This is a genomic window from Sphingomonas sp. (genome assembly GCF_013816785.1).
GTDB lineage: Bacteria > Pseudomonadota > Alphaproteobacteria > Sphingomonadales > Sphingomonadaceae > Sphingomicrobium.
This window is the reverse complement of the sequence record NZ_JACDDV010000031.1, coordinates 1-26,922: the sequence shown is the minus strand read 5'-3', so window position 1 is coordinate 26,922 and position 26,922 is coordinate 1. Positions and strand designations below refer to the sequence as shown.

23 protein-coding genes and 2 pseudogenes are annotated in these 26,922 nt (G+C 64.9%); 12 read left to right on the top strand and 13 right to left on the bottom strand.

The window, feature by feature from the left end; translation table 11 throughout:
• Positions 1 to 903 (bottom strand): annotated as a pseudogene (locus H0W65_RS07890) (DNA mismatch repair protein MutS); the annotation flags it as partial.
• Positions 904 to 956: 53 nt separating this feature from the next.
• Here H0W65_RS07890 and H0W65_RS07885 point away from each other — a divergent pair.
• Positions 957 to 1,841, top strand: a complete 885-nt coding sequence (locus H0W65_RS07885; RefSeq protein WP_294006169.1) for a hypothetical protein — start codon at positions 957 to 959, stop codon at positions 1,839 to 1,841.
• 61 nt (positions 1,842 to 1,902) lie between these two features.
• A complete protein-coding gene (locus H0W65_RS07880; RefSeq protein WP_294006167.1) occupies positions 1,903 to 4,197 on the top strand; it encodes an NADP-dependent malic enzyme in 2,295 nt (764 codons plus the stop codon).
• Here H0W65_RS07880 and H0W65_RS07875 read toward each other — a convergent pair.
• Positions 4,194 to 6,284, bottom strand: a complete 2,091-nt coding sequence (locus H0W65_RS07875; protein ID WP_294006165.1) for a bifunctional (p)ppGpp synthetase/guanosine-3',5'-bis(diphosphate) 3'-pyrophosphohydrolase — start codon at positions 6,282 to 6,284, stop codon at positions 4,194 to 4,196. The genes H0W65_RS07880 and H0W65_RS07875 overlap by 4 nt on opposite strands.
• A 307-nt stretch (positions 6,285 to 6,591) precedes the next feature.
• On the opposite strand from H0W65_RS07875, the gene H0W65_RS07870 reads away from it, so the two are divergent.
• A complete protein-coding gene (locus H0W65_RS07870) occupies positions 6,592 to 7,074 on the top strand; it encodes a helix-turn-helix domain-containing protein (protein ID WP_294006173.1) in 483 nt (160 codons plus the stop codon).
• Between the two features lie 43 nt (positions 7,075 to 7,117).
• On the opposite strand, the gene rpoZ is transcribed toward H0W65_RS07870, so the two are convergent.
• Entirely contained in the window at positions 7,118 to 7,459 is a 342-nt protein-coding gene (gene rpoZ / locus H0W65_RS07865) for a DNA-directed RNA polymerase subunit omega (protein WP_294006163.1), read from the bottom strand.
• Between the two features lie 135 nt (positions 7,460 to 7,594).
• On the opposite strand from rpoZ, the gene H0W65_RS07860 reads away from it, so the two are divergent.
• The gene (locus H0W65_RS07860; protein ID WP_294006161.1) at positions 7,595 to 8,761 is read left to right on the top strand and encodes a phosphatidylserine/phosphatidylglycerophosphate/cardiolipin synthase family protein; all 1,167 of its coding nucleotides are present in this window, start codon (positions 7,595 to 7,597) and stop codon (positions 8,759 to 8,761) included.
• A gap of 2 nt (positions 8,762 to 8,763) precedes the next feature.
• Here the strand turns inward: H0W65_RS07860 and H0W65_RS07855 are convergent, their stop codons facing one another.
• Positions 8,764 to 9,282 carry a methyltransferase gene (locus tag H0W65_RS07855; RefSeq protein WP_294006171.1) on the bottom strand — a complete coding sequence of 173 codons (519 nt, stop codon included), beginning with the start codon at positions 9,280 to 9,282 and terminating at the stop codon, positions 8,764 to 8,766.
• Positions 9,283 to 9,582: 300 nt separating this feature from the next.
• Between H0W65_RS07855 and H0W65_RS07850 the strand changes: the two genes are divergently transcribed.
• On the top strand, positions 9,583 to 10,884 hold the full coding sequence (locus H0W65_RS07850; RefSeq protein WP_294006159.1) for an MFS transporter: 1,302 nt from the start codon (positions 9,583 to 9,585) through the stop codon (positions 10,882 to 10,884).
• Here the strand turns inward: H0W65_RS07850 and H0W65_RS07845 are convergent.
• From H0W65_RS07845 to H0W65_RS07835, 3 genes are all read right to left on the bottom strand, one after another.
• A complete protein-coding gene (locus H0W65_RS07845) occupies positions 10,881 to 13,214 on the bottom strand; it encodes a CDC48 family AAA ATPase (protein WP_294006157.1) in 2,334 nt (777 codons plus the stop codon). The two genes, H0W65_RS07850 and H0W65_RS07845, sit on opposite strands and share 4 nt — an antisense overlap.
• Positions 13,215 to 13,348: 134 nt before the next feature.
• Complete coding sequence (locus H0W65_RS07840; RefSeq protein WP_294006155.1) at positions 13,349 to 14,107, bottom strand: SDR family oxidoreductase; 759 nt, start codon at positions 14,105 to 14,107, stop codon at positions 13,349 to 13,351.
• Positions 14,107 to 14,562 (bottom strand): peptidylprolyl isomerase, encoded by a 456-nt coding sequence (locus H0W65_RS07835; RefSeq protein WP_294006153.1) that lies wholly within the window; start codon positions 14,560 to 14,562, stop codon positions 14,107 to 14,109. Before H0W65_RS07835 ends, H0W65_RS07840 begins: the two co-directional genes overlap by 1 nt.
• Before the next feature lie 113 nt (positions 14,563 to 14,675).
• Between H0W65_RS07835 and mgtE the strand changes: the two genes are divergently transcribed.
• Together mgtE and H0W65_RS07825 are read left to right on the top strand one after the other, a co-directional pair.
• On the top strand, positions 14,676 to 16,100 hold the full coding sequence (gene mgtE, locus H0W65_RS07830; protein ID WP_294006151.1) for a magnesium transporter: 1,425 nt from the start codon (positions 14,676 to 14,678) through the stop codon (positions 16,098 to 16,100).
• 39 nt (positions 16,101 to 16,139) lie between these two features.
• Positions 16,140 to 16,541 (top strand): DUF1489 domain-containing protein, encoded by a 402-nt coding sequence (locus tag H0W65_RS07825; protein WP_294006150.1) that lies wholly within the window; start codon positions 16,140 to 16,142, stop codon positions 16,539 to 16,541.
• On the opposite strand, the gene H0W65_RS07820 is transcribed toward H0W65_RS07825, so the two are convergent.
• The 4 genes from H0W65_RS07820 to dinB all read right to left on the bottom strand — a co-directional run bounded on the left by H0W65_RS07820 (position 16,538) and on the right by dinB (position 19,941).
• Positions 16,538 to 17,260 carry a DUF2807 domain-containing protein gene (locus H0W65_RS07820; protein WP_294006148.1) on the bottom strand — a complete coding sequence of 241 codons (723 nt, stop codon included), beginning with the start codon at positions 17,258 to 17,260 and terminating at the stop codon, positions 16,538 to 16,540. The two genes, H0W65_RS07825 and H0W65_RS07820, sit on opposite strands and share 4 nt — an antisense overlap.
• Positions 17,261 to 17,299: 39 nt before the next feature.
• Positions 17,300 to 18,025: a head GIN domain-containing protein gene (locus H0W65_RS07815; RefSeq protein ID WP_294006146.1), complete on the bottom strand. Its 726-nt coding sequence runs from the start codon at positions 18,023 to 18,025 to the stop codon at positions 17,300 to 17,302.
• A 129-nt stretch (positions 18,026 to 18,154) separates the two neighbouring features.
• A complete protein-coding gene (locus H0W65_RS07810; RefSeq protein WP_294006144.1) occupies positions 18,155 to 18,688 on the bottom strand; it encodes a CarD family transcriptional regulator in 534 nt (177 codons plus the stop codon).
• A gap of 170 nt (positions 18,689 to 18,858) precedes the next feature.
• Positions 18,859 to 19,941 carry a DNA polymerase IV gene (gene dinB, locus H0W65_RS07805; protein ID WP_294006142.1) on the bottom strand — a complete coding sequence of 361 codons (1,083 nt, stop codon included), beginning with the start codon at positions 19,939 to 19,941 and terminating at the stop codon, positions 18,859 to 18,861.
• Between the two features lie 84 nt (positions 19,942 to 20,025).
• On the opposite strand from dinB, the gene H0W65_RS07800 reads away from it, so the two are divergent.
• The 5 genes from H0W65_RS07800 to H0W65_RS07780 all read left to right on the top strand — a co-directional run bounded on the left by H0W65_RS07800 (position 20,026) and on the right by H0W65_RS07780 (position 24,942).
• Positions 20,026 to 20,994 (top strand): zinc-binding dehydrogenase, encoded by a 969-nt coding sequence (locus tag H0W65_RS07800; RefSeq protein WP_294006141.1) that lies wholly within the window; start codon positions 20,026 to 20,028, stop codon positions 20,992 to 20,994.
• A gap of 96 nt (positions 20,995 to 21,090) precedes the next feature.
• Positions 21,091 to 22,290 (top strand): ADP-forming succinate--CoA ligase subunit beta, encoded by a 1,200-nt coding sequence (gene sucC, locus H0W65_RS07795; protein WP_294006139.1) that lies wholly within the window; start codon positions 21,091 to 21,093, stop codon positions 22,288 to 22,290.
• 17 nt (positions 22,291 to 22,307) lie between these two features.
• Positions 22,308 to 23,057, top strand: coding sequence for an electron transfer flavoprotein subunit beta/FixA family protein (locus tag H0W65_RS07790; protein ID WP_294006137.1), 750 nt, complete (start codon positions 22,308 to 22,310; stop codon positions 23,055 to 23,057).
• A complete protein-coding gene (locus H0W65_RS07785; protein WP_294006136.1) occupies positions 23,054 to 23,983 on the top strand; it encodes an electron transfer flavoprotein subunit alpha/FixB family protein in 930 nt (309 codons plus the stop codon). Before H0W65_RS07790 ends, H0W65_RS07785 begins: the two co-directional genes overlap by 4 nt.
• A 71-nt stretch (positions 23,984 to 24,054) precedes the next feature.
• Positions 24,055 to 24,942 carry a hypothetical protein gene (locus H0W65_RS07780; protein WP_294006134.1) on the top strand — a complete coding sequence of 296 codons (888 nt, stop codon included), beginning with the start codon at positions 24,055 to 24,057 and terminating at the stop codon, positions 24,940 to 24,942.
• Between the two features lie 12 nt (positions 24,943 to 24,954).
• Here H0W65_RS07780 and H0W65_RS07775 read toward each other — a convergent pair whose 3' ends face one another.
• The gene (locus tag H0W65_RS07775) at positions 24,955 to 26,262 is read right to left on the bottom strand and encodes a hypothetical protein (protein ID WP_294006132.1); all 1,308 of its coding nucleotides are present in this window, start codon (positions 26,260 to 26,262) and stop codon (positions 24,955 to 24,957) included.
• Between the two features lie 152 nt (positions 26,263 to 26,414).
• Positions 26,415 to 26,922, bottom strand: a pseudogene (locus H0W65_RS07770) (hypothetical protein); the annotation flags it as partial.

Sequence of the window (26,922 nt, the reverse complement as noted above, 5' to 3'; positions counted from 1 at the left end):
GAGACGGCGGCCGGGCGCGGTGACGCAGCGGTCGATCGTGGCGAGCAAGCTTCCTACCGCCTGGCCCGTCTGGGTTCGGCAGATTTCCAAACTATCGCGGGTCGCGGCGTCGATCGCCATATGGCTCGCGCGGGCAATACGGCGCGGCGCGGCCAGGAAGGCGACGGCGGCCTTTTGGGTGGCGTCGAGATAGGCCAACAGCCCTCCCGCTGCCGCGAGCTCGGCGCGGCTGGGCGAACCGAAGCCGTCGAGCGTCGCGACGCCGAAACGGCGCTTCAGGGCGCGCTCCCCGGCGAGGCTGTCGAACCCGCCTTTGCCCGAGGTGGTGGCGATGCCGGGGGCCTTGTCGGCGGCGATGGTTTCGGCGGGTGACAGCCGGGCCAGTTCGGACTTGAGTTCGCCGGGGCCGCAAGCGACCAGTTCGAACCGGCCGGTCGAAATGTCGGCAGCGGCAATCGCCCATTCGTCGCCGGCGCGGCCGACCGCCGCGAGCCAGTTGGCGGCGCCCGAATCGAGCAGCGTCTCCTCGGTCAGCGTGCCGGGTGTGACCAGGCGGACAATGGCGCGCGCGACCAGCGCCTTGGCGCCCCGCGCGCGCCTGGCCTCGGCCGGGCTTTCGACCTGCTCGGCGATGGCGACTCGATGGCCCGCGCGGATCAGGCGGGCGAGGTAGCCCTCGGCGGCATGGACCGGCACGCCGCACATCGGGATCGGCTCGCCGCCGTCCGCGCCGCGCTTGGTCAACGCGATGTCGAGCGTCGCCGCGGCAGCCTTGGCGTCGTCGAAGAACAGCTCGAAGAAATCGCCCATGCGATAGAATAGCAAGGCGTCGGCGGCCTCGGCCTTCAAGGCATGATATTGCGCCATCATCGGCGTTTGTTTCGGATCGTCGCAGCGCGCCATTTAGCGCAACTCTAGAGGCTAACGTGGCCGCGAGGAATGCCCTAAGCAACCCCATGACCCGATTGTTGCTGACCATCTTGTTCGCCAGTTTCGGCTTGCTGTTGCCGTGGGGATTGGCGCTCTCCCGACGATTGCAGGTCAAGGGCGAGGAGGTAATGCCGGGCCGCATCGGCTGGCGGCCGGTCGTTCACTCGCTGCTCGCCTATGTGCTGTCGTTCAACCTGACCTTTTTCCTCCAGGAACTGTTCCTGGTCCTGCCCAAGGCGTTGGTGCCAGGGCTGCATCCGACATTGTTCCACAACGACCATGACTGGACCGGTGACGCGCCGATCGCCGAGCTGTTCCAGGGAACCGGCGCGGTGGCGATTCTGATCAGCGGGCTGCTGTTCGCCCGGATTGCGGCCAAGCAGGCGCGGCCGTCGTTATTCGTGCTGTGGATGGCGTTCCACGGTCTGTTCCAGTCGCTGCCTCAGTTCATCGTCGGGGCGATCGTTGCCGAAAATGATGTCGGTCGAGCTTATGACTATCTCGGCATTGGAGCGGTAGGCGAGGCAGCGGTGGCCGTGCTCGCACTTGCCGCCCTGCCGGTTGCCGGCCTGTGGCTTGGCCGGCGATTCCTGGCCAGCGCGTGGGAGGGCGCGCCGATCGCCAGCCAGCGCAACCGATTCGGCTATTTTCTGTGGATGGCGGGCTTTCCGGCCTTGGCGGCTGTTCCGATCCTCATCCTGTTCCGAGCGCCGCGCGAGCTGATCGAGGTGCTCCTCCCACCGATGCTGGTGATGCTGTTCGGCTATGGCTGGATGCAGCTAGCGGCCTTTCGGACGGGGCCGGTCAAGGGCGAGGGAGAGCCACCGCGTCGCCTGGTGTCGTTGCTGGTCGCGACCCTGTTGCTGCTCGCCTCCTTTCAGCTGGTGCTCCGGCCGGGCATTTCCTTTTGACATCGCGAACCTTGCCCTTGTCGCGCGCCAAAGCCTAAAGCGCTGCCATCGGGAGAGCGAATTGAGCGAAAGCAATGTCAAGTTTACGCGCGCCGAAGCACTTGATTTCCATTCGCGCGGGCGGCCGGGGAAAATCGAGATCATCGCGTCGAAGCCGATGGCGACGCAGCGCGACCTGAGCCTCGCTTACTCGCCGGGCGTCGCCGTCCCGGTTGAGGAGATCGCCGCCGATCCGGGCCGCGCCTACGACCTTACCGCCAAGGGCAACCTGGTCGCCGTCATCTCCAACGGTACCGCCATTCTTGGGCTTGGCAATTTAGGGGCGCTGGCATCGAAGCCGGTGATGGAGGGCAAGGCGGTGCTGTTCAAGCGCTTCGCCGACGTCGATTCGATCGATCTCGAAGTCGACACCACCGACACGCAGCGATTCATCGAAGCGGTCGAGCTGCTGGCGCCGACGTTCGGCGGAATTAATCTCGAGGATATCGCGGCTCCCGACTGTTTCGTGATCGAGCAGGCGCTGAAGGAGCGAATGAACATCCCGGTGTTCCACGACGACCAGCACGGAACCGCGATCATCACCGCCGCCGGGCTGATCAATGCCTGCCACCTGACCGGACGCGAGCTCAAGGATATCCGGGTGGTGGTCAATGGCGCGGGCGCGGCGGCGATCGCCTGTACCGAACTGATCAAGGCAATGGGGGTGGCTGGCGACCATGTCATCATTTGCGACCGCAAGGGGGTCATCTACAAAGGCCGCACCGATCTCGATCAGTGGAAGTCGGCGCATGCGATCGGGACCGACCATCGAACGCTCAAGGAAGCGCTGGCTGGAGCCGACGTGTTCCTCGGGCTAAGTGCGGCGGGGGCGTTGAAGCCCGACATGATGATGGCGATGGCGCCAAGCCCGATCATCTTCGCGATGGCCAATCCCGACCCGGAAATCACGCCACCCGAGGCCAAGGCGGCGCGCCCCGACGCGATCGTCGCCACTGGTCGCTCGGACTATCCCAACCAGGTCAACAACGTCCTCGGCTTCCCGTTTATCTTCCGCGGCGCGCTCGACGTTCGCGCGACGGGGATCAACGAGGAGATGAAGATCGCCGCCGCCCATGCGCTGGCCGAACTGGCGCGCGAGGCGGTCCCCGAGGAGGTCGCGGCGGCCTATGGTGGGGTCACCCATCATTTCGGCCCCGACTACATCATTCCCGCCCCGTTCGACCCGCGCCTGATCGAGATCGTGCCGGTGGCGGTGGCGAAGGCGGCGATGGCGACGGGCGTGGCGCAGAAACCGATCGCCGACATGCAGGCCTATCGCGTCCGACTTCGCGCGCGCCTCAATCCGACTGCCTCGGTGCTGAACCTCGCCTATGAAGCTGCCCGGTCGAACCCCAAGCGAGTGTTGTTCGCCGAAGGAGAAGAGCCCAACGTGTTGCGCGCGGCGATCGCCTTCAGGGAAGGCGGGTACGGCACGCCGGTGTTGGTCGGGCGCGAGGAAGTCTACGACATGCTGGCCGAACTGGGAGCCGACGACCCCAAGAGTTACGAAGTGCTCAACAGCCGCAACTCTCCGCTGGTCGGACGCGCGGTCGACTATATCTACGCCAAGCACCAGCGCCACGGAATGCTTAGGCGCGCGGTCGAGAGGATGGTCAATCAGGACCGCAACACCTTTGCCGCGGCGATGCTGGCACTTGGCGAGGGTGATGCGATGATCACCGGCACGACGCGCCCGTTCAGCCAGTCGCTGAACCAGGTTCGATGGGTGATCGACGAGGAGAATGGAACCACGCCGTTCGGGATCCATGTTGTCGCCGCGCGCGGCCGCACGGTGATGATCGCCGACACGGCGGTTACCGAGCGCCCGACCGCAGAGCAATTTGCCGCGATCGCCATCCGCGCGGCTGCTTTTGCCCGGCGCATGGGGCAGGAACCGCGCGTCGCCTTCATTTCCTACACCACATTCGGCAATCCGCCGGGGCGGCATGTCGAGGAGCTGCGTGACGTGGTGAAGCTGCTCGACACGCTTCAGACCGACTTCGAATATGAAGGCGAGATGGGGCCCGACGTCGCCTTGAACCATGAGATGCAGGCGAAATTCTATCCGTTCAGCCGCCTTACCGGTCCGGCCAACATCCTGGTCATGCCGGGTCTCCAGTCGGCCAATATCTCGGCCAAGCTGATCAAGGCGCTGGGAGGCGAGATCGCGCTCGGACCCTATCTGATGGGCATGGCGCTGCCCGTGCAGATCGCGCCGATGACGGCCAGTTCGTCGGACCTCGTCACGCTGGCGGTGCTCGCGGCGGGCGGGGCGGACGCAATCAGAAAGGTGCCGGCGCGGGGATCGAAAGCCTAGACTCGCTCCAGCTGGCTCACTCCATCGGCCGACCTCAGCGCCGCGATCAAGCTGTGCAGATGGGCCAGATCGTGGACTTCGACATCGACGTTGAAGGTATGGAAACTGCCGTCGCGGTGGGCCAATCCCAGATTGACGATATTGGCCCCCTTGGCGCCTAGGATGCTGGCCATTTCGCCTAAGGCTCCCGCGACATCGCGCAGGATTACGGTCAGCCGCGCGGTCCCGCCGTCCGACCCGTCGCCCCAGGCAAGGTCGAGCCAGTCGGCGTCAACCCCACTCGCCAGCTTCTCGCAGCCGATGACATGGACTTCGATCCCTTCATCCTCGCGGCGGAGGCCTACGATGCGGTCGCCGGGGATCGGATGGCAGCAGGCGGCCAGGTCGAAGGCGACGCCGGGGGTCAGCCCCTTGATTGAAATGGCCGTGCGCTGCCCCAGCGGACGCGGGGCGACATCGCCGCCGGCCGAACCTGGCATCAGCGCCTCCATCAGCTCGACGTCGCTGACCGTGCGCCGCGCGATGCGAATCATCAGCGTGTCCTTGTCCTCGACTTTCAATGACTTGATAGCGCGTTTGAGCGCTTCGGTGCCGAGCGGAGCCGGTAGCCGCGAGACGATCTCGTCGTAGATTTTGCCGCCGAGCTCGATCGTCTCGTCGCGTTCCTTGTGGCGGACGAAACGGCGGATGCCGGCGCGCGCCTTGCCGGTGACGACGAAGCGCAGCCATGACGGCTGGGGATGCTGGGCCTGGGACGCGAGGATTTCGACCTGGTCGCCGTTGTCGAGGATGGTGCGCAAGGGCACCACCCGGCCGTTGACCTTGGCACCGACGGTCTGATCGCCAAGGTCGGTATGGACGGCATAGGCGAAGTCGACCGAGGTCGCACCCTTGGGCAGCTGGATCAGCTCGCCCTTTGGGGTGAAAGCGAAAATGCGGTCCTGATACATCGCCATGCGGGTGTGCTCGAGCAGCTCTTCGGGACTGGCGGCATGGTCGAGGATTTCGACCAGATCGCTAATCCACGGCACCTTGATGTCGTCGGCCGGCTTGCGCTCCTTGTAGGCCCAGTGGGCGGCTAGGCCGCGCTCGGCCTGCGCATGCATCGACTTGTCGCGGATCTGGATTTCGATGCGGGTCTTTGAATCGTGGATGATTGAGGTGTGCAAGGACCGGTAGGCGTTGCGCTTGGGCGTCGAGATATAGTCCTTGTAGCGGCCCGGCACCATCGGCCAGCGCTGGTGGATCAGGCCGAGCGCGCGGTAACAATCGTCCGCGCTGTCGACGATCACGCGAAAGGCCATGACGTCGGACAGTTGCTCGAAGCTGATATGTCGCTCAGCCATCTTCTTCCAGATCGAGAAGGGATGCTTCTCGCGGCCCTCGACGTCGGCTTCGAGGCCATGGTCGGCGAGGTGGAGCTGGAGACCGAGGCCGATCCGGCTGACGAGATCCCCGCCCGCCTCGTGAAGCTGCTGGAGGCGCCGGGTGATCGAAGCCGAGGCGTCGGGCTCCAATTCTTTGAACGCCAGCCCCTGCATCTCGTTCATGATCTCGTACATGCCGATCCGCTCGGCAAGCGGGGCATAGATGTCCATGGTCTCGCGTGCGATCCGTCGTCTTTTATCCACGGACTTGATGTGGTGGAGCGTGCGCATGTTATGCAACCGATCGGCGAGCTTGACCAGCAGCACGCGAATATCATCGCTGAGCGCGAGAAGGAATTTGCGAAGGTTCTCCGCGGCGCGCTCATTCTCGCTTTGCGCCTCGATTTTCGATAGCTTGGTCACGCCGTCAACCAGGCGCGCAACGTTGGCACCGAACAATTTCTCGATCTGCTCGGGGGTGGCGACCGTGTCCTCGATCGTGTCGTGGAGGATCGCGGTGACGATCGTCTCGTCGTCGAGCTTGAGGTCGGTGAGGATGCCGGCGACCTCGATCGGGTGGCTGAAATAACTGTCCCCGGACGCGCGGACCTGGGCGCCATGGGCCTTCATCGAGAAGACATAGGCGCGGTTGATCAACGCCTCGTCGGCGTCGGGATCATAGGCCCGGATCTTCTCGACCAGTTCATATTGCCTCAGCACCCGCCCAATGTGGGGGGAGCGGGCCCCTGTTCGCAAGCGCAAAAGAAAAATGGCCGGCCCCGCGCGAGGCGAAGCCGGCCGTCAAGGGGCCGCGCGCGTGCGACGCGGCCGGGGGAGTTCAAATCAGGCCCGTTCGGGCGGCATTCAGAGCACGAACTGCCAGCCCCTGATATGGCCAGGCGGGTCGAATGACAGGCTCCGCAAAGCGCATTTCCGATTGCAACTCGATATTCGAACTACATTGCGCTTTGCAACTGTTATTTTCTTCGAATCTATGCCAGTCCTACTTTCCGGAGAGGTAGTGGCGTTGGATCGACCCGTCGTTTCAGCTCAGCACGATATCGAAGCATTTCGCGCGGCCGCACTGCGCTGTCCGCTGCCGGCGGCGATCGAATTAATCGGCGAGCGCTGGGCCTTTTTGATTCTGCGCGGCGCGTTCAATGGGCTGCGTCACTTCGAACAGTTTCAGGCCGCGCTCGGCATCGCGCGCAACATATTGTCCAACCGGCTGGCCAAGATGGTCGACGGCGGGATCCTCGAGCGGTGCGCCGATCCGAATGACAAGCGCAAGGTCGTCTATTCGCTGAGCGCCAAGGGAGAAACGCTGTTGCCGGTAGTGCTCGCGCTCCGCCAGTGGGGCGAGGACTGGGGTCACGGGTGCCAGGAAATCATGCTGGTCGATCAACGCGACGGCGCGCCGATCCGCCGCATCGGCATCCACGCTGCCGATGGGCGCGAACTGTGTCTGCACGATATTAAATGGGTCGACCGCAGGTCAGCCAAAACTTAAGTTTTGAGCGGGTCCCCTCCCTTGGAAGGTCGGGGAAAAGCGATTACTCGTAATCGCCGCCCGAGGGCGTTGGACGCGGCGGCGCGGCGGCGGTTAGGCGCAGTGCCTCGGCCGATTCGCTCAGCGACGCCAGCTCGTCGGTCTCGTCATCCTCATCGACGCGCACCTTCTGAAGGTTGGAGACGATCGATTCCTCGAGGTGCTTGGGCCTGACCGTGGTTTCGGCAATCTCGCGGAGCGCAACCACCGGATTTTTGTCGCGGTCTCGGTCAATGGTGAGGTCGGCCCCGCCCGAGATCTGGCGAGCGCGCTGCGCCGCCATCAACACTAGGTCGAACCGGTTGGGAATCTTATCGACACAATCTTCGACTGTCACGCGCGCCATGGGTCGCTCCGCCTCTCATCCGCCAAGCAGAATTGGAAAGGCCGCGAGATAGGGGCGCGGTGGCCAAGAGTCAATGAAATCGAGCGCCCGCGCCGTGCTTGCCAGCCCAGCCCATGGCTTGCACAAGCGTGGAATATGGCCGAGCCAGCCCCGTCCCCGCCCGAGCGCGCCCATGTGGTCGACGGCAATCGCCTGATCCTGCTTCTCGACGGGCCCGAACGGCTCGCCGCGCTGATCGCGCTGATCGACGGGGCGAAGACCTCGCTGCGGCTGCTCTACTATATCTATGCCGGCGATAATTCGGGCCGGCTGGTCTATCAGGCGATCGAACGGGCGCTCGACCGCGGCGTAGCCGTGTGGCTGCTGGTCGACGGGTTCGGCAGCACGACCCCCGAGGGGTTTTTCAAGCCGCTAGTGGAGAAGGGCCTCGGTTACTGCCGCTTCCACCCGACATTCGGCCGCCGCTATCTGATCCGCTGCCATCAGAAACTGGCGCTGGCCGACGGCGAGGGAGAGCCGCCGCGCGTCATTATCGGCGGCTTCAACATCGAGGACAGCTATTTCGGCACCATCGAGAAAGGCGCTTGGCGCGACATTGGGCTAATCGTCGAGGGACCCGCAGCGGCGCGGCTTGTGCCCTATTTCGACGCGCTGTTCGGCTGGGCCATCATCAAGGGGGCGAAGATCCGCCCGCTTAATCGCATCATCCACCTCCACAGCGAAAATCATGGACCCCTGCAATGGACGCTCGGCGGTCCCACTCGTGGGTTGTCGCCGTGGGCGCTGGCGACCTCGCGTGACCTGTTGTCGAGCAAGGACGTGGCGATGATCGCCGCCTATTTCTCCCCGACCTGGGCGATGCTGCGCCGAATCGGCCGGGTCGCGGGGCGCGGGCGGGCGCGGATCATCACCGCGTCCAAGTCCGACAATAATGCGACTATCGCCGCCGCGCGCTATACCTATCGTGGGATGCTTCGACGCGGGGTGCAGGTCTATGAATATGCCCCAACCAAGCTCCATTCAAAACTGGTCGTGCTCAACGACATCGTCCACATCGGCTCGTCCAACTTCGACATCCGCAGCCTTTATCTGAATCTTGAAATGATGCTGCGGGTCGACGATCCCGGCTTCGCCAGGCTGATGCGCAACTATTTCGAAGGCGAGCTTTCCGCGAGCGTGGAGATTACCCCCGAGCTTCATCGGAAGCGCTCGGGTTTGTGGACGCGGATCGTTCAGGCGCTGAGTTTCTTCCTAGTTACCACCGCCGACTATTCGCTGACGCGGCGGCTCAACTTCAAGTAAAACTAGCCTCGGTCGCGCCATGCCCAAAACAGGGTCGCGGGCGGCACGTTGATCCATTCGAAGCCGCGGTCGATCCGCTCGAAATGCGGGGCGATGAAGGCGCGCACCTTGGGGCTGAACTGATAGACGAGGAAGGCGCCGCCGTCGCGCACGGCGCGCCCGGTGGCCGCGCCGATCGCCTCGCCGACGCCCGGCGGGAGCGTCGAGAAGGGCAGGCCGGACAGGACATAATCGGCATGGTCGAAGCCGTGGGCGGCGATAATTTTCTCCACGTCCGCAGCCGATCCGTGAACGGCGATGAAGCGGTCGTCGTCGATGTCGCCGTTGAGATAGTCGATGAAGTCCGGATTGGTGTCGATCGCGATCAGCATCGCGTCGGCGCCCAGCTTGTCGAGAATCGGGCGGGTAAACGTACCCACGCCGGGCCCATATTCGACGAACAGCCTGGTCGCCGACCAGTCGACCGGTTTGAGCATCTTGTCGATCAGGATGCGGCTCGACGGGATGATCGATCCGACCATCACCGGATGCTTCAGAAAACCGCGCAGGAACTGCAAATGCGGGCTCTTCGAGCCGCGGCCCGCTCGGCGCGCATGGCGAGGCTGGCTCTTAATGCGGCTGGCACGGGTAGCGTTCAAGTCGGGCTCCAACGATTTTTGCAGGGACGGGAGGCGTTCGCAAATGCCGGGGCGCTTGGCAAGGCCAATGGACGGCTATCGCACACGGCTCACCCGGCTCAATTTTGGATTAAGCCTGATTCACGACGTTGATGGAGCGCGAGGCGCTTCAATCTCAATCGATCAGGCACTATGGGGGGCGCCATGCCGACCGGACCCGCCCGATCCCGCGTCGCGGGCAGCGCCATCACCGCTCCCCATTTTCTGCTGCTTTATGCGGCCATGCTAATTGCTGCGGCGGGTAATACCGCGCTGCAATCGGTGATGCCGGCCATCGGGCGAGAGATCGGGATACCGGATTTCTGGGTCACCGTATCCTACACCTGGTCGGCGGTGCTGTGGGTGCTGCTGGCCCCTTTTTGGGCGCGGCAAAGCGACCGCCACGGGCGCAAGGCGCTCACGCTGCTCGGAATCGGCGGCTTCGTCGTCGCGATGACCTTGTGCGGTCTGGCGCTCCTCGCCGGTTTGAAAGGCCTGCTCGGGGGCGGGCTGACCTTCGGTCTGTTCGCCCTCTTCCGCGCGATCTACGGCTCGCTTGGCTGCGCGACACCCAGCGCGACTCAGGCCTATCTCGCCTCGAAGACCCGCCGCTCGGCAAGGGTTTCTGCCTTGTCGGCCCTGTCGAGCAGCTTCGGCCTCGGCACGATCGTCGGCCCGGCGATGGCACCGCTGTTCGTGTTGCCCCTGGTTGGTCTGTCGGGCCCGCTGTTCGCCTTCGCCCTGTTCGGGCTGGCGGTGTTGGCGGCCGTCCTGATCGGCTTGCCGGACGACAAGCTACCGCGCCACGGGCCGCGTGCCGGCCATGGCGCCGCGATGAGCTATCCCTCACTCGCCAGCACGCCGACCGGGGCCAGCGTCATCGCTTCGACCGCGCCGCAAATGCGCCGGATGAGCTGGCGCGATGCCCGCATCCGCCGCTGGATCATCGCTGGGGTGGTCGCTGGGCATGCCCAGGCTGCTACGCTCGCCTGCCTCGGCTTTTTCGTGATCGACCGGCTGGCTCTCTCGCCGCGGGGCTCCGAACAATCGATCGCGCTGGTCATGATGGCTGGAGCAGCGGCAACGCTTGCGGCGCAATGGGGGTTGATCCCCAGGCTTCGGCTGGATCCGCGCGCCATGATCCTGTGGGGCGCGCTGATCGCGGCGAGCGGCTTGGTGCTGACGATGGTCGCCCCCGGCCTTTACGGCCTCGTGCTCGGGTTCGGCATCGCCAGCCTCGGCTTCGGTTTCACTCGCCCGGGCTTCACCGCCGGCGCCAGCCTGGCCGTCCCGCTGGCCGAGCAGGGCGGCGTCGCTGGCGTGGTCACCGCCGCCAACGGCATCGCCTATGTCGCCGCTCCGGGGATCGGCATCCTGCTTTACATGGCCGACAGGCGCCTGCCGTTCGCGCTAGGCGCGGCACTGCTTCTCGGCTTGTTCGCGTGGGGAAGGCGGCGGCTGGCCTAGCTTCCTTTTCCCGGCTTTCCCTTGGCCGGCCCGCCCTTCGCCGGCCCTCTTGGCTGAAGCATGCCCGGCAGGACGAAGCCAATCCCGCCGACGGGCCGGACGGCGTCGCTCTTCAGCGTGTCCCGGATGCGCGCATAATCTTCGAGCATTTCCTCGGTCACCGACGCGCGCGTTTCGATTAGCGCCGCCTCGAAGTCGGCCATCGTCACCGTCGCGCTGTCGAGCCCGCGGCGGAGGGCGGTGAGGCCCGCGCGCCGTGTGAGATCTTCAAGATCGGCCCCGGTGAAGTTGGCGGTCCGCCGCGCGAGCGAATCGAGGTCGACGCCCTTGGCCAGCGGCATTCCCTTCGTATGGATGCCGAGGATCTGCCGCCGCCCGGTCGCATCTGGTGTTCCGACATAGATCAATTCATCGAACCGCCCCGGACGAAGCAGCGCCGGATCGATCAGATTGGGCCGATTGGTGGCGCCGATCAGGACGACGCTGTTCAATTCCTCCAGCCCGTCCATTTCCGACAGGATGGTGTTGACCACCCGCTCGGTAACCTGCGGCTCGCCCATCCCGCCGCCGCGCGCCGGGACCAGGCTATCAAGCTCGTCGATGAAGATCACCGTCGGCGCGACCTGGCGGGCGCGGGCGAACAGGCGGGCGATCTGCTGTTCGCTCTCGCCATACCATTTGCTGAGCAGGTCCGACGATTTGGTGGCGATAAAATTGGCTTCGCTCTCGCGTGCGGTCGCCTTGGCCAGCAGCGTCTTACCGGTGCCGGGCGGGCCATAGAGCAGGAAACCCTTGGCCGGGCGGATGCCGAGCCGGCGGAAGGCGTCGGGATGCTTCAGCGGCAGCTCGACGCCCTCGCGCAGCTTGTCGCGCGCCTCGTCGAGCCCACCGACATCATCCCAACCGATGTTTGGCACTTGCACCATTACCTCGCGCATCGCCGACGGCTGGACGCGCTTAAGGGCATTTTCGAAATCGGCATTGTCGACCGACAGCGCGTCGAGAACCTCGGTCGGCAGTGTCTGCTCGGAAAGGTTGATCTTGGGCATGATCCGGCGGACCGCCTCGAGCGCCGCCTCGCGGGTCAGCGCGGCCAGGTCGGCGCCGACGAAGCCGTAGGTGCGGCGCGCCAGCTCGTCCAGGTTAACTCCATCGGCGAGCGGCATGCCGCGGGTGTGAATGCCGAGGATCTCGCGGCGTCCGCGCTCGTCGGGCACGCCGACGACGATCTCGCGGTCGAACCGACCGGGGCGGCGCAGTGCTTCGTCGATCGCTTCGGGCCGATTGCTGGCGGCGATGACCACCAAATTCTGGCGCGGCTCGATCCCGTCCATCAGCGTCAGCAACTGGGCGACGAGCCGCTTTTCGGCTTCGCCGGTGACCTGGCCGCGCTTGGGCGCGATCGAGTCGATTTCGTCGATGAAGATGATCGACGGAGCGTTCTTCGCTGCCTCCTCGAACAGTTCGCGCAACTTCTTTTCCGACTCGCCATAGGCCGACCCCATGATTTCCGGGCCGGCGATATGGAAGAATTTTGCCTCGCTCTCGTTGGCGACAGCGCGCGCGAGGCGAGTCTTGCCGGTGCCGGGCGGGCCATGCAGCAGCACCCCCTTGGGCGGATCGACGCCCAGGCGCTGGAACAGTTCGGGATGGCGCAGCGGCAATTCGACCATCTCGCGAAGCGCGTCGATCGTGTCCTTCATCCCGCCGAGATCATCATAGGTGACGTCAACGCGCCGTTCGCCTTCCTTGCGCTCGGTGAATTCGGACAGAAGCTCGACGATGGTCTTCTCGTCGATATGGACGATGCCCTTGGGCACCGTCGACACGACCGTTAGTCGTACTTCCTGCAGGGCAAAGGCCGGGGCGTTGAGCATTTGCCGGATATGCTCGGGCATGTCGGCGTTGACCCGCTGATGCCCGGCGGTGGCGACGGTGTCACCGGCGCAGAACGGCCGGCCTTCGAAGCTGCGCTGCAGCGCTTCGGCCGATCCCTGAAGGCGGACATTATTCTGGGCGGGCGCGAAAACGACCCGGGTGGCGGGCTTCGACGTCGCCTTGTTGATCTCGACAAAATCGCCCGAGCCGGCCCCGGCATTGGCACGCTGGAGGCCGTCGAGCCGGATGATGTCGAGCCCTTCGTCGTCGCCATAGGGGCGGATCGCCCGCGCGGCGGTCGAGCGCTTGCCGATGATCTCGATCACATCGCCTTCATTGAGGCCCATGTCGGTCATCAGCTTGACCGGCAGCCGCGCGACGCCGCGGCCGCTGTCGGCCGGGGGCAGGTTGGCGACCTGCACGCGCCGGGTCACGGTGTCGACGTCGGCCATAAATTCTTCCTCAAAATCGGTTTCGTGACAGCCCCCAAGCGGCCCCTAACGCGCCGCCCAAGTAACGGTGGCACGACGCCGAGGTTCAATCTGGGGGTGACACACACAGAAAAAAAGGCCGAGTGCCGCCGCCGCTAAAGCTTGATCTTGCCGGTAATCTTGCGGAGCAGGCTTCGCGGGAGGAAGCGGTGACCTTGGGCGCCGGCCTTGTTAGCCAAGCCGGGAATCACCACCGCCCTGTTGCGATCGAGGCCCTTGAGGCCGGCGCGGACGACGCTGGCGCTGTCGGCGCTCAGCCGGTCGAAGGCGCCATTGCCGGTGAACCCGGCGACTTCGCCGAATTCGGTCCGGGTCGGGCCAGGACACAGTGCCCAGACCTTGATCCCATGGGGCTTGAGTTCTTCGTGCAGCGCTTCGGTCAGCGACAGGACATAGGCCTTGGTCGCGAAATAGACCGCCATGCGGGGCCCTGGCTGAAAGGCGGCGGTTGACGCAAGGTTGAGGATCGCGCCCCGGCCGCGCTCGACCATGGCTGGCGCGACCGCACGACACAGGTCGGTTAGCGCGCCCACGTTGAGGTCGATCATTTCGCGCTGCTGCTTAGCGTCGAGCTCGAAGAAGCGACCCCACAGGCCGAAACCGGCATTGTTGACGAGCAGCTCGACTGCCTCGTCATGGGTGGCCAGATCGTCCATTAGCCGAGCCGCCGCGCGCGGCGCGGCGAGGTCGCAGGCAATCGCGCGCGTGTTGCCCAATTCGGCCGCCAGGGCGTCGAGCCGGTCCTTGCGCCGCGCGACCAACACCAGCCGATGGCCCTCGGCGCTCAGCTGCCGCGCGAAGTCGACGCCGAGCCCGGCCGAAGCGCCGGTGATCAGCGCGACCGGCGACGCCATCAGGCAACCGTCGCCTTTTCGATCTTGCCTGGGTTGCGGACCGGTTCGCCGGTCGGCAGCGCGTCGACCTGCTCCATGCCGCTCTCGACCTGACCCCAGACGGTATATTGATTGTCGAGGAAGCCGGCGTCGGCGAGGCAGATGAAGAATTGGCTGTTGGCGCTGTTGGGCGCCGAAGTGCGCGCCATCGAGCAGGTGCCGCGGCCATGCGGTTCGCTCGAAAATTCGGCCTTGAGGTCGGGAAGCTTCGATCCGCCGGTGCCGGTTCCGGTCGGGTCGCCGCCCTGCGCCATGAAGCCGGGGATGACGCGGTGAAACACGACGCCGTCGTAGAAGCCTTCCTTGGCGAGGCTGGTGATCCGCTCGACATGGCCGGGGGCGAGGTCGGGGCGAAGACGGATGACGACATCGCCGCCGGTCGAAAGGGTCAGGGTCAGGGTGTTGGCGTCAGCCATCGAAACGTCCTCGATTGGGATGGAAAGCGGGCATGTAGGCGCGGTCGGCGGGTTGCGCCAGTCCGACGCCGGGCATAGGAGAGCGCTTCGGACGGCACACAAGGGGAAACGGCATGAGCGAAAGCGACAGCATCGCCACCCCGCCGCACGAATCCGATGCCCGCCAAGCTAACGTATCGGTGCTGGACGAAGAAGACCGCCTGCGCCCGCGCTTCGTCCGCGAAGTGCTCGACGCGGTGGGCGACGGGGACGACGAGATGGCGCGCGCGCTGGTCGCCGGCCTCCACCCGGCCGACATCGCCGATCTGATCGAACTCGCGCCGACCGACGAGCGCGCCGACCTGATTCAAGCGCTCGCCGGGATCGTCGACGCCGACGTCTATGCCGAACTCAACGAGCATGTTCGCGAGGACATGATCGACGAGATGGAGCCGCAGCAGGTCGCCGACCTGGCCGCGCAGCTCGACACCGACGACGCGGTCGCGATGCTCGAGGATCTGGAGGCGGATGAGCAGCTGGCCGTGCTGCGCGCGATGGAGCCCGACGACCGTGCCGCGGTCGAGGAAGCGCTGACCTATCCCGAAGAATCCGCCGGCCGCCTGATGCAGCGCGACCTGATCGCGGTGCCCGAACATTGGACCGTCGGTCAGGTGATCGACTATCTGCGATCGGGCGACGAGCTGGCGACCGATTTTTGGGAAGTGTTCGTCGTTTCGCCGGTCCATCATCCGGTTGGCACCTGCAAGTTGTCGACCATCCTCCGTTCGGCACGCGATGTCGCGGTTAGCGAGATCATGCTGAGCAAGCAGACGCTGATCCCGGTCAACCTCGACCAGGAGGAAGTGGCGCTCAAGTTTCAGAAGTATGCGTTGATCTCGGCCGCCGTGGTCGATCATAGCGGGCGGCTGGTCGGCATGATCACCGTCGACGACATCGTCCACATCATCCAGGAAGAAGCCGGCGAGGACGCGCTGCTGCTGTCGGGCGCGGGCGACGGCGACATCAACGAGCCGATCCTCGACACTTACAAGGAACGGGTGCGCTGGCTGGCGGCGAACCTGATGACCGCGCTGGTCGCCTCGGCCGTAATTCGTTTCTTCGAACATTCGATCGAGCGACTGGCGATCCTCGCCGTGCTGATGCCGATCGTTGCCGGGGTTGGCGGCAATGCCGGCACCCAGACGCTGGCGGTGACGGTTCGCGCGATTGCCACCAACCAGTTGACCGGTTCCAACCGCTGGCGCGCGGTCGGGCGCGAGATCCGCGTCGCTCTGATGAACGGGCTGACCATCGCCGTGCTGATCGGCGTGGGGGTGACGCTGTTCCTCGGTTCGCCCCAATTGGGCGCGGTGATCGCGGCGGCGATGCTGACCAATATTGTCATCGCTGGGTTCGCCGGGGTGATGGTCCCGCTGGCGCTCGAACGCGCCGGCGCCGATCCTGCGGTGGCCTCATCCGTGTTCGTGACGATGGTCACCGATTCGATGGGTTTTCTGGTGTTTCTAGGGTTGGCGACGGTGGCGGGGCTGGTCCCCTAGGCCTTTGATTGCCGGGTGGATTCGCTTATCTCCGCCGCGATGCCCCTTCATCTCACCAAGGTCGCGGTCGGCTGCGCGAGCGTCGAGGCGCTCGAGAACCGCCTCGCCCGCCGCGCCACGACGAGCGGCGAGGTCAAGGTGCCGACGCGGATGCGGCCCAAGCGGATGGCGGAGCTGATCGGTGGCTCGCTCCACTGGATCGTCAAGCACCGCATCGTCGCCCGTCAGCAAATCCTCCGCTTCGACGATCGCAACGACGGGCGGATCGACATCGTCTGTTCGGGAAATGTGGAGCTGATCCCGCCCCGCCCCAAGCGAGCCCACCAGGGCTGGCGTTATTTGGACGACGACGATGCCCCGACCGGCGAGGACGACGGCAGCGGCATGAGCGACCTGCCGCCGAGGATGTACGCGAAGCTGGCGGGGCTAGGGCTGGTTTAGCGGCACCCCGCCACGCTGGCCGAGCCCTGCGCCTTGACGATGCAGGCCGGTTTGCCGGTGAGCGTCACCGCCGCCAGCCCGAGCGCGTCGACCTTGGCGGTTTCGGTAACGATAGCACGGACGATCGACGGGCCTTCGGCGCCGATCACCGCGTCCTTAACCTTCAGCGCTTCGCCGTCGAGAAGTGAGGAGCCGCGGACGGTGGCGGTGAGGCGGGCTGCGCGTCCCGACAGGCGGGCGCTGGCCGCGCCGTTGATGCCGACCTTCATCTGGTCGACGTCGACCGCGTCGATTTTCGCCGCGCCCGCGCCTTGAATGGCGAGGTCGAACGAGAGGCCGCGCACGCGGTCGATGGTGAGGCTGCCCGCCCCGTTGAGCCAGGCGGTGTTGAGATCGTGCGTGCCGACCTCGATCGTCACCGGGCCGCGGCTTTCCCCTGGATAGCCGCCCCAGCCACCGCTCGACGGGCGGACGATCAGGGTGCGGCCCTCGACCTTGAGCGCGACGCCGTCGAGCGCGGCGTTCGACGCCCCGCGAGCGCGCGCGAACGGAGCGACATTGGTTGTCAGCCGGACCGAATAAGGTCCATCGACGCGGATTCGATCGAAGCTGGACACCGAGTAGGTGCGTTGGGCGGACGGCGCGGCGCCCCGCACCGGAACGCTGGTCGGCAGGCTGGCAGCTACGAGCAGCGCGAGGAGGGGCAGGCGATCGATCATCCGCCCATCCTCGCGGTCCGTGGTTAACAAGCCGTTACGTCAGCTGCAGCGCACCTCACCCGAGCCATTCTTCGACACGGTGCATTTTGCGCCGCCGGTCACCTCGACGTCGCCCGATCCCATGATCGAGACCGCGGCGGTGTCAGTGGCGTGGGCGCTAATGTTGCCCGACCCGGCAATCGACAGGTCGGCGGCGCGCGTCGCCAGCCCCTTGGCGTCAATGTCGCCCGATCCGGCGATCGACAAGTCGACCGCGTCGGCCTTGCCGGCCGCGCTGACATCGCCCGATCCGGCGATCGACAGCTTAATCTTGCCGCCCGCGACCGAGGCCAGCCGCAAATCGCCCGAACCCGCGACCTCCCCTTCGAAATCGCCGGCAACCTTGTCGACGGCGATTCCGCCCGATCCGGCGATCGCCGCGGCGCGCAGGGTGGCAGCGTTGACTATGAACGTCGCTTTGCCGCGATGGGACCAGCCCCAGTGAAATCCCTTGCGTTTCTTGGGCATGATTTTGAGCGCGCCGTCCTCGACCACGACTTCGGTTTCGTCGAGCAGGCTGGCGCCGCCCTTGGCGCTGACGCCTGGCTGTCCGCCGGTGACGACCTGGATCTCATAGGGTCCGGCGACCGCGATTCGGTCAAATGCGCTGACCTGGTAATTGCGGCTGACCTGCGGGCCCGGGTCGCGATCGTCGGCTCCGGCCGAAAAATTGCATGCGCCGAGAGCCAGTGCTGCGGCGGCGAGGGTTACCGAACGATATGTCATGCAAGTCTCCCATCAGTGTATTGCATAGATAATACACTGTGACGGTAGGGTTGTGCAATAGGAAAATGTAAAGGGCGCCCGATGGGGGCGCCCTTTAACCGTTGCGGAAAGCCCGATTCCCCCGACGGGCTATGCGGCTTCCTTAGCCTTGTTGTGGATCGCGGCGGCGGCGTTGAGGATCTCGAGGATTTGCACCAGCGCGGTCTTTTCGTCGACCTCCTCCATCGCCGCCAACTCGCGCGCCAGGCGCGACGAGGCGGCTTCGAAAATCTGCCGCTCCGAATAGCTCTGCTCGGGCTGATCGTCGGCGCGGAACAGGTCGCGGGTCACTTCGGCGATCGAGGTCAGGTCGCCCGAATTGATCTTCGCTTCATATTCCTGCGCTCGGCGCGACCACATGGTCCGCTTGACCTTGGGCTTGCCCTTAAGAGTCTCAAGTGCTTCCTTCATTGTCTTGTCGCTCGACAGCTTGCGCATACCAACCGAGTCCGCCTTGCCGACCGGAACGCGGAGCGTCATGCGCTCCTTTTCGAACCGGAGGACGTAAAGATCGAGAGGAGTTCCGGCAATCTCGGTGGTTTGCAGTTCAACCACCCGGCCAACACCATGCTTGGGGTACACCACGAAATCGCCAACATCGAAGCTAAGGGCCTTCGCCGCCATTTAATCACCTTTCTCGAGCATCCACACAGCGTAAGCCAGCCGATACGCGCGGTATCGCCCCCTACCAGCGGCCCCCCGGTCACGGTCCAACGCTATCGTGTTTCTTATCCTGCTTGGGCAGCCGCCGCGGAAAGCGACGGCCGATAGACAATTCTATAACAGAAAAATGTCTAGATCGCCAGTCCCAGTTGGATCGGGTCGTCATCGTCTTCCTCGACGATCGAATGAAGCCCGAGCCCGATCAGCCGAATCCCGCGAGGCACCGGCAGCAGCGCGGCGAGCAGCGCCTGCCCGGCCGCCTCGAACGCGTGGAGGTCGGGCACCGGCGCGGGGAAACTCCTTGAGCGGGTGATCAGGGTGAAGTCGGTGTATTTAACCTTGAGCGTGACCGTCCGGCCGCGCACTTCGGCCCGCGCGATCCGCTCCCACGCATAGCTCGCGACCCGCGCCACCTCGCGGGCGAGGTCGTCGGAGGTCGAATAATCGACATCGAAGGTGCGCTCGGCGCTGACCGATTTGTAGGGCCGGTCGGCTTTGACCTCGCGCTCGTCGATGCCGCGCGCGATCCGCCAGTACCAGCGCCCGGCCGATCCGAAATGGGCCTCAAGCTGCTCGATCGGCCACCTCGCGAGGTCGGCGCCGGTCAGGATGCCGAGTCGCTCCATCTTGGCCGCCGTGACTGGCCCGACCCCGTGGAAGCGCTTGACTGGCAGGATCGCGACAAACGCCGCGCCTTTATGCGGCGGGATAACGCAGATGCCGTCGGGCTTGTTCTGATCGCTGGCGAGCTTGGCGATGAACTTGCAATAGCTGACTCCGGCCGAGGCGGTCAGCCCGGTCTCGGCGCGGATGCGCCCACGAATTTCTTCGGCGATGGCGCGCGCGGTACCGAGACTGCGGCGATCCTCGGAAACATCGAGATAGGCCTCGTCGAGGCTCAACGGTTCGATCAGCTCGGTGTAATCGGCGAAAATCGCGCGGATCTGGTGCGACACTGCCCTGTAGACGTCGAACCGTGGCTTGACGAAAATGAGCTCCGGGCAACGGCGCTTGGCGGTAACCGACGGCATGGCGGAACGGACACCGTAAGGACGCGCCTCATAGCTCGCGGCAGTGACCACCCCGCGGTGCCCGCCGCCAACCGCCACCGGCTTTCCGCGCAGGGTCGGATCGTCGCGCTGTTCGACCGACGCATAGAAGGCGTCCATATCGACATGGATGATCTTGCGGACGGGCAGGGGCTTGGCCTTCACGGTGGTTTTCTAGCTTCCCTTTGAGCTCAAGTCATGCTTTGCGCCGCAATTCATTTCGATTTGCAACTAAAAAAGAGGACCGCGATGCGCGCCATCCAAGTACACGAGTTTGGTTCCCCAAGGGTGATGCGAATCCAAGAGGTCGCGGATCCGCATCCGGGTGACGGGCAGGTGGTGATCGAAGTCAGTTCGGCGGGTGTGATGTTCCGCGACACGATGGTGCGAAGCGGCAGTCAGCCGGGAGTGGAACTGCACTACATTCCGGGAAACGAAGTCGGCGGCATAGTCATCGCGGTCGGAGCCGGCGTCGATGCAAATCTGGTCGGCCAGCAGTTTGTTGCCCGGCTTCAGGGGAGCGGTGGTTATGCCGAACGCGCCATAGCGAGCGTAGGCGAATTACTTGCCGTGCCCGATGGATTAACGGTGCAGCAGGCGGTTGCGCTGCTGGCCAACGGTCGGACCGCGTTGGGGATCGTTCGTGAGGCGAGAATCGGCCCTACCGACAGAGTTCTGGTGGAAGCGGCGGCGGGAGGGGTGGGCAGCCTGCTGGTCCAGCTCGCGCGTAACGCTGGCGCCGCGATGGTGATCGGTGCGGCACGAGGTGAGCGTAAGCTACAGCTATTGCGCGAGCTTGGTGTCGAGGCGGTCGACTATGGGAATCCCGCATGGCCGGATCATGTGCGTGAGCTCACGGCAGGCGAAGGCATAGACGTCGTGCTCGATGGACTGGGCGGTGAGATCGCCCTGGCGGCGTTCGAGTTGCTGCGGGGGGCCGGGCGAATGATCGTTTTTGGTTATGCCAGCGGCACTCCGGTTGAGCTCACCGCCCTTGACACCTTTCGGAGAGGAGCAAGCATCGTCGGCTACAGCCCACCGAGGGTGATGCGCCGCCCCGACGAGATGAGACAGCTTAGCGAGGAAGTCATGCACATGGCCGCCGCCGGCGCGCTCAAGCCGATCATCGGCCAAAGTTTTCCGCTGAAACAAGCGGCGGAAGCTCACCAGGCGATCGAGGCGCGCGAAACAACGGGTAAGGTGTTGCTCGAGCCGTGAACGCACGTCGGCGTCCTTTGAAAAGGAGCCGCAGCGCCGAACTTTCGCGGTCCCGCTGCTTTGCATCGCTACGGCAATCTGCTTAAGAGCGCGGCGATGAACATTCACGAATATCAGGCGAAAGAGCTGCTCGCGACATTCGGCGTGCCGGTGCCCGCCGGCCATGCCGCGATGAGCGTCGCTGAAGCCGTCGCCGCAGCCAAAAAGCTGCCCGGGCCGTTGTGGGTAGTCAAGGCTCAGATCCACGCCGGCGGGCGCGGTAAGGGCAAGTTCAAAGAGCTGGGCCCCGACGCCAAGGGCGGGGTGCGGCTGGCGAAGTCGGTCGAGGAAGTCGCCGCTCATGCCGAGGAAATGCTGGGCAAGACACTGGTGACCATCCAGACTGGCGGGCAGGGCAAGCAGGTGCAACGGCTCTACATCACCGACGGGGTCGACATCGCCCAGGAATTCTACCTCGCTCTGCTGGTCGACCGCGACAGCGGCTGTATCGCCATCGTTGCCTCGACCGAGGGCGGCATGGACATCGAAGGCGTCGCCCACGATACGCCCGAAAAAATCCACACCATCACCGTCGACCCCGCCACCGGGTTGATGCCGCACCACGGTCGCGCCGTGGCCGGCGCGCTAGGGCTTTCGGGCGATTTGGCCAAGCAGGCGACCAACGTGCTTGCGAAGCTATACGACGCCTTCCTCGGCACCGACGCCAGCCAGATCGAGATCAACCCGCTCGCCGTCACCGACGACGGGAAATTGCTGGTGCTCGACGCCAAGGTCGCCTTCGACAGCAACGCCATGTTCCGCCACAAGGACCTGGCTGCGCTGCGCGACCTGACCGAAGAGGATCCGATGGAGATCGAGGCCTCGAACTACGACCTCGCCTACATCAAGCTGGATGGCGACATCGGCTGCATGGTCAACGGCGCCGGGCTCGCCATGGCAACGATGGACATCATCAAGCTGAACGGCGCCTTCCCGGCCAACTTCCTCGACGTCGGCGGCGGCGCGTCGAAGGAAAAGGTCACCGCGGCGTTCAAGATCATCCTGAGCGACCCGGCGGTGAAGGGCATTTTGGTCAACATCTTCGGGGGCATCATGAAATGCGACATCATCGCCGACGGCATCGTCGCCGCGGCGAAGGAAGTGAACCTCGACGTCCCGCTGGTCGTCCGCCTGGAAGGCACCAATGTCGCCGAGGGCAAAGCGATCCTCGCCAATTCGGGCCTGCCGATCGTCGCCGCCAACGACCTCGGTGACGCGGCGCGCAAGATCGTCGCCGAAGTGAAGAACGCGGCCTAGTTGCTGGAGAAAGCGGAATGAAACTCCTCGTCGCGGTCAAACGGGTGATCGATTACAACGTCAAGCCGCGGGTCAAGATGGATGGCAGCGGCGTCGATCTCGCCAACGTCAAAATGTCGATGAACCCGTTCGACGAGATTGCGGTCGAGGAAGCGATCCGCCTCAAGGAAAAGGGCGTCGCGACCGAAATCGTCGCGGTCTCGATCGGCCCGGCCAAGGCAACCGAAACGCTGCGTACCGCGCTGGCGATGGGCGCCGACCGCGCGATCTTGATCCAGACCGACGATGAAGTCGAGCCGCTCGCCGTCGCCAAAATCTTGAAGAACATTGCCGAAGAGGAGCAGCCTGGGCTGGTGATCCTCGGCAAACAGGCGATCGATGACGACAGCAATCAGGTCGGGCAGATGCTCGCTGCCCTGCTCGGCTGGCCGCAGGGCACCTTCGCCAGCAAGGTCGAGGTTTCCGGGTCCGACGTCAGCGTGACACGCGAGGTCGACGGCGGGCTCGAAACGGTCAAGCTCGCTACTCCGGCGATCGTCACCACCGACCTGCGCCTCAACGAGCCGCGCTACGCGAGCTTGCCCAATATCATGAAGGCCAAGTCGAAACCGCTCGTGACCAAATCGCCCGCCGATTTGGGCGTCGATGTCGTGCCGCGGCTGGAGACGCTGAAGGTCGTCGAGCCGCCGAAGCGCACCGCCGGGATCAAGGTCGGCTCGGTCGATGAACTGGTAACGAAGCTGAAAGCGCTGGGAGTGGCGAAATGAAGACCTTAGTCCTGGTCGAGCATGAGGGCGGCGCGGTCAAAGACGCGACGCTGGCAACCGTTACTGCTGCGGCGCAGCTTGGCGAGGTGCATGCGTTGATCGTCGGATCGGGTGTCGGCCCGGTTGCCGAGGCGGCGACCAAAATCGCCGGAATCGGCAAGGTCCATGTCGCCGATGCCGCGCATCTCGAGCATCAGCTGGCCGAGGATGTCGCGCCGGTCGTCGCCGCGCTGATGGCCGACCACGACGCCTTCCTCGCCTCGTCGACGACGACCGGCAAGAACATCGCCCCGCGCGTCGCCGCTCTGCTCGATGTGATGCAAATTTCGGACATATTGTCGGTCGAGGATGAGAACACCTTTACCCGTCCGATCTACGCCGGCAACGCCATTGCCACGGTCAAGTCGAAGGACGCGAAAAAGGTCATTACCGTGCGCGGCACCGCGTTCGAGAAAGCCGCGCGCGACGGCGGCAGCGGGACCGTCGAGGCGGTCGATGCCGGCTCCGCGTCGGGCAAGGCGAGCTTCGTCGGCGCTGAAATGTCCAAATCCGAACGGCCCGAGCTGACCAGCGCGAAAGTGATCGTCTCGGGCGGCCGCGCCTTCGGATCGAATGAGCAGTTCCACGGCCTGCTCGATCCGCTCGCCGACAAGCTCGGCGCCGCGGTCGGCGCCAGCCGCGCAGCAGTCGATGCCGGCTATGCCCCCAACGATTATCAGGTCGGCCAGACCGGCAAGATCGTCGCGCCGGCCGTCTATATCGCGATCGGCATATCGGGCGCGATCCAGCACCTCGCCGGGATGAAGGATTCCAAAACCATCATCGCCATCAACAAGGACGAGGAAGCCCCGATCTTCCAGGTCGCCGACATCGGCTTGGTCGGCGACCTGTTCAAAATTGTCCCCGAACTGACCGAGAAGCTGTGACCTGATTGATGTTAGCGGCAGCCCTTCTGCTTGCGCTCCATCCGCCGTCTCCGGCGAAGCCTAATGCTTCGGTGACGGACCGCTGCTCACAAGCCTTTATCGGACGTTGGGCACTCACTGCCGAGGATACACCTTACGTCATCTTCGACATGCAGCTGGTTGCCCGCGGCTCGATCGGCGAGGTTGTCCTGCGCGACAAGGTCTATGGCTCGCTCCATTCAACCAGCGCCACCGGGCCGATGGTCGCCCTGCCGTTGTCTGCGACGGCATGCGGTCCAAGCTCGGTCGATGTTTCGTACGATCGGAACAAGGACAAAATTCGCTTTCGCATTGCCCGCCATCCGGACGGAAGGCTGTCTGCCGAAATGCTGGACCTTCCGCCCGGCGTGTCAGCACCGATCCTGAGGCTGGTTCCGGTCGGCCCCAAGATCGTGCCCGCCGAATTTTCCGAAGTGAGGCAGCGCGACGAGATTGGCTCGAACGTCGCCAGCAACGAAGAAATGGCGCGCATCTTCAACGACGATCAAGCCACTCGGGAGGAGCTTTCGCGTCGAGGACGCAAGACGTCGAGGCAAGATAAGGCGTCCATGGAACGCTGGCGTAACAGCGATGCCAAACGTCTATCGCAAACCCGGCAACTGATCAGGGAAGGCAAGCTTCGCACCGGTCTCGATTATTGGCGCGCCGCGTTTATTTTCCAGCATGGCGGGACGCCGTCGAATTATCTTTATGCGCATCATCTCGCCAACGTGGCGTTGAAGCTGGGCTACCGGGACGCCGCCTGGATCGCGGCGGCGACGCTCGACCGCTACCTGCTCAGCATTGGCCAACCCCAAATCTACGGGACCCAGTTTGAGACCGATGAGGCTGGCCAGAGAAAGCGTCAATCTCTGAAGCCCGATTTCATGAACGACGAGGACCGGGCGGTATTGGACGTCCCGCCGCTTTCGGCCAAATAATAGTCTGCCTATCTAGGGCTTGAGATCGCTCGGCAGGGTCGGCTCGCTGAGCAATTTCTCCATTCGTGCCCAGCGTGCCTTGGGATCGGGGCCCGCCGCCTCGACATAGGCGCGGACCATGTCCTGGCCGAGGCCGTAGTTGATGACATAGCTGCGATACTGGGTGGTGAAGTCGATAGCTTTCTCGGCGCGCGCCTGCGAAACGAGCTGATATTTGCGGGTCAGGCGGACCGCCTCGGTACGGTCGATCTTCCTCTCAAGGAAATCGCGGGCGATGGTGAAGCGCGCCCCGGCAAGATCGCGCACCACTTTGTTGAGCGCGAGATATTTGCCGGCCTCGGCGGTCGGCAGCCCGGCCAGCGGGTAAAGCGTTGCGGTCTCGAAGGTGAGCTGATCGCGGCCGGGAAAGGCAAGGTCGATGCCGTAGTTGGCCGATCCCTCGGCGATCAGCGATTGCGGCGAATAGAGCGGATAGACGCTGAACTCGACCCACTTGCGCCGATCGGTCAGCCGCTGCTCGAGCAATGTGTTGAGTGCATGGTGGCCGGGATAGCCTTCGTGGCAGCCCAAATCGACTGCACGACTGATGCGGATCGGCAGGTCGGTGTTGACCTGGATCAGGCTGTGCGCCTTACCCTTGTAGTAATTATAACCACTCCAGCTTTTGCCGGTGACGAATTCGAGCGTGAAGCTTTCGTTGGTGGGTAGCGCGATATTCGAGAGCGTGCGCTTGCGGCATTCGGCGATGGCGGTGTCGAACACGGGCTTCAGCCGATCCTTCGGGATGTTGAACCGATTCTGGAACGCGTCGACCCGTTCGGCCAGTTCGCCGCTTCCGGGGACCAGCGTCGCAATCTTCGCCAGTACCGGATCATAGGCTGATAGTGGCCTGAGGTCGGGCGCGACACCGAACAGGCCCATGGCTTCCTCCGCAAACGGCAGCTTCTCGCCGCGCATCATCCTAAGGCGGGTCGCGGCGGCGGTCAGCTGGGCGACCAGAAAGCGCGCGCGGCGGGCGTCGAGGGACTGATCGGCGGAGGACGGAGTCGCGGCGACGGCCCGCGCCTGCAACGCCGCGACGCGCTCGGCCAATTGGTCGAGCGTTGCGTTCGGGGCATCGGCCTTGGCCGCGTCCTGCAATGCGGGCGGGCCGTAATAGGCGTCGATATAGCCTTCCTCCTTCTCGCCGATGGTCAGGCTGAGCCGGACATAGTCGCGCGCGATGGCATTGAGGGTGTCGGTCGGCGCTGCCGGCTTCTCGGCCTGGCAGGCACCTAGCGTGGCGGACAGCAGCAGTGCGGCGACGAAGGACCGGATCATGGGGGAGCCTTTTGAGATTTCGTGACCGACGGTTCATCGGGCGCGACCGACAGCGCGTCAACCGCCGGGCCTGCGGCCGGGCGCCGAACAGCAAATCGGGCCCGCCTCAGGAGGAGAGAGGCGGACCCGACGGCTGGGGACTGGGGTAAAGGTTAGCGGTTGTCGGCGTCGGCGTCGGCGCCGGCGTTGCCGCTGGCCGAACCATTGGCCGAGCCGCTAGCGCTGACCAATCCGGTCGCGCTGCCGGCGAGGTTCCTAGCGCGATCACGAACGTTGCCGACGGTGCTGGTCGCACGACCACGAACGGCGCCGACGGTATTGGCGACCTGGTTAGTGCCGATCGCCTGCAGGCCGAGACCGGCGTTGCCGCTGGCTGAGCCGTCCGCCGACGACGAACCGGCGAGCCCGGTGCCCTGGCCTAGGCCGCTAGCGCCGACCGCCGAGCTGGCGACGCTGCTGACCGAACCGGCGAGGCCGGCATTGGCGCTGGCGCTGCCGTTGCGGGTGTCGACCGATCGGCTGGTCGACAGGCTGCCGCCGACGGTGTTGCCGATCGCGCCGGTCGCGCCGCCGACGATCGAGCCATTGCCGAGCAGGCCGCCGCCCGATCCGCCGAGCGCGCCCGAAACCATTCCGCCGAGACCGCCGCCGGCGCTGCCG

Coding starts and splice junctions, on each gene's coding strand:
- sucC (WP_294006139.1), top strand. CDS start 21,091: ATGAACATTCACGAATATCAGGCGAAAGAGCTGCTCGCGACATTCGGC.
- H0W65_RS07885 (WP_294006169.1), top strand. CDS start 957: ATGACCCGATTGTTGCTGACCATCTTGTTCGCCAGTTTCGGCTTGCTG.
- H0W65_RS07845 (WP_294006157.1), bottom strand. CDS start 13,214: ATGGCCGACGTCGACACCGTGACCCGGCGCGTGCAGGTCGCCAACCTG.
- H0W65_RS07855 (WP_294006171.1), bottom strand. CDS start 9,282: ATGGTCGGATCGATCATCCCGTCGAGCCGCATCCTGATCGACAAGATG.
- rpoZ (WP_294006163.1), bottom strand. CDS start 7,459: ATGGCGCGCGTGACAGTCGAAGATTGTGTCGATAAGATTCCCAACCGG.
- H0W65_RS07840 (WP_294006155.1), bottom strand. CDS start 14,107: ATGGCGTCGCCGGTCGCGCTGATCACCGGCGCTTCGGCCGGGCTCGGC.
- H0W65_RS07785 (WP_294006136.1), top strand. CDS start 23,054: ATGAAGACCTTAGTCCTGGTCGAGCATGAGGGCGGCGCGGTCAAAGAC.
- H0W65_RS07810 (WP_294006144.1), bottom strand. CDS start 18,688: ATGGCGGCGAAGGCCCTTAGCTTCGATGTTGGCGATTTCGTGGTGTAC.
- H0W65_RS07800 (WP_294006141.1), top strand. CDS start 20,026: ATGCGCGCCATCCAAGTACACGAGTTTGGTTCCCCAAGGGTGATGCGA.
- H0W65_RS07820 (WP_294006148.1), bottom strand. CDS start 17,260: ATGATCGATCGCCTGCCCCTCCTCGCGCTGCTCGTAGCTGCCAGCCTG.
- H0W65_RS07860 (WP_294006161.1), top strand. CDS start 7,595: ATGGCCGAGCCAGCCCCGTCCCCGCCCGAGCGCGCCCATGTGGTCGAC.
- H0W65_RS07850 (WP_294006159.1), top strand. CDS start 9,583: ATGCCGACCGGACCCGCCCGATCCCGCGTCGCGGGCAGCGCCATCACC.
- H0W65_RS07775 (WP_294006132.1), bottom strand. CDS start 26,262: ATGATCCGGTCCTTCGTCGCCGCACTGCTGCTGTCCGCCACGCTAGGT.
- H0W65_RS07790 (WP_294006137.1), top strand. CDS start 22,308: ATGAAACTCCTCGTCGCGGTCAAACGGGTGATCGATTACAACGTCAAG.
- mgtE (WP_294006151.1), top strand. CDS start 14,676: ATGAGCGAAAGCGACAGCATCGCCACCCCGCCGCACGAATCCGATGCC.
- H0W65_RS07825 (WP_294006150.1), top strand. CDS start 16,140: ATGCCCCTTCATCTCACCAAGGTCGCGGTCGGCTGCGCGAGCGTCGAG.
- H0W65_RS07815 (WP_294006146.1), bottom strand. CDS start 18,025: ATGACATATCGTTCGGTAACCCTCGCCGCCGCAGCACTGGCTCTCGGC.
- H0W65_RS07835 (WP_294006153.1), bottom strand. CDS start 14,562: ATGGCTGACGCCAACACCCTGACCCTGACCCTTTCGACCGGCGGCGAT.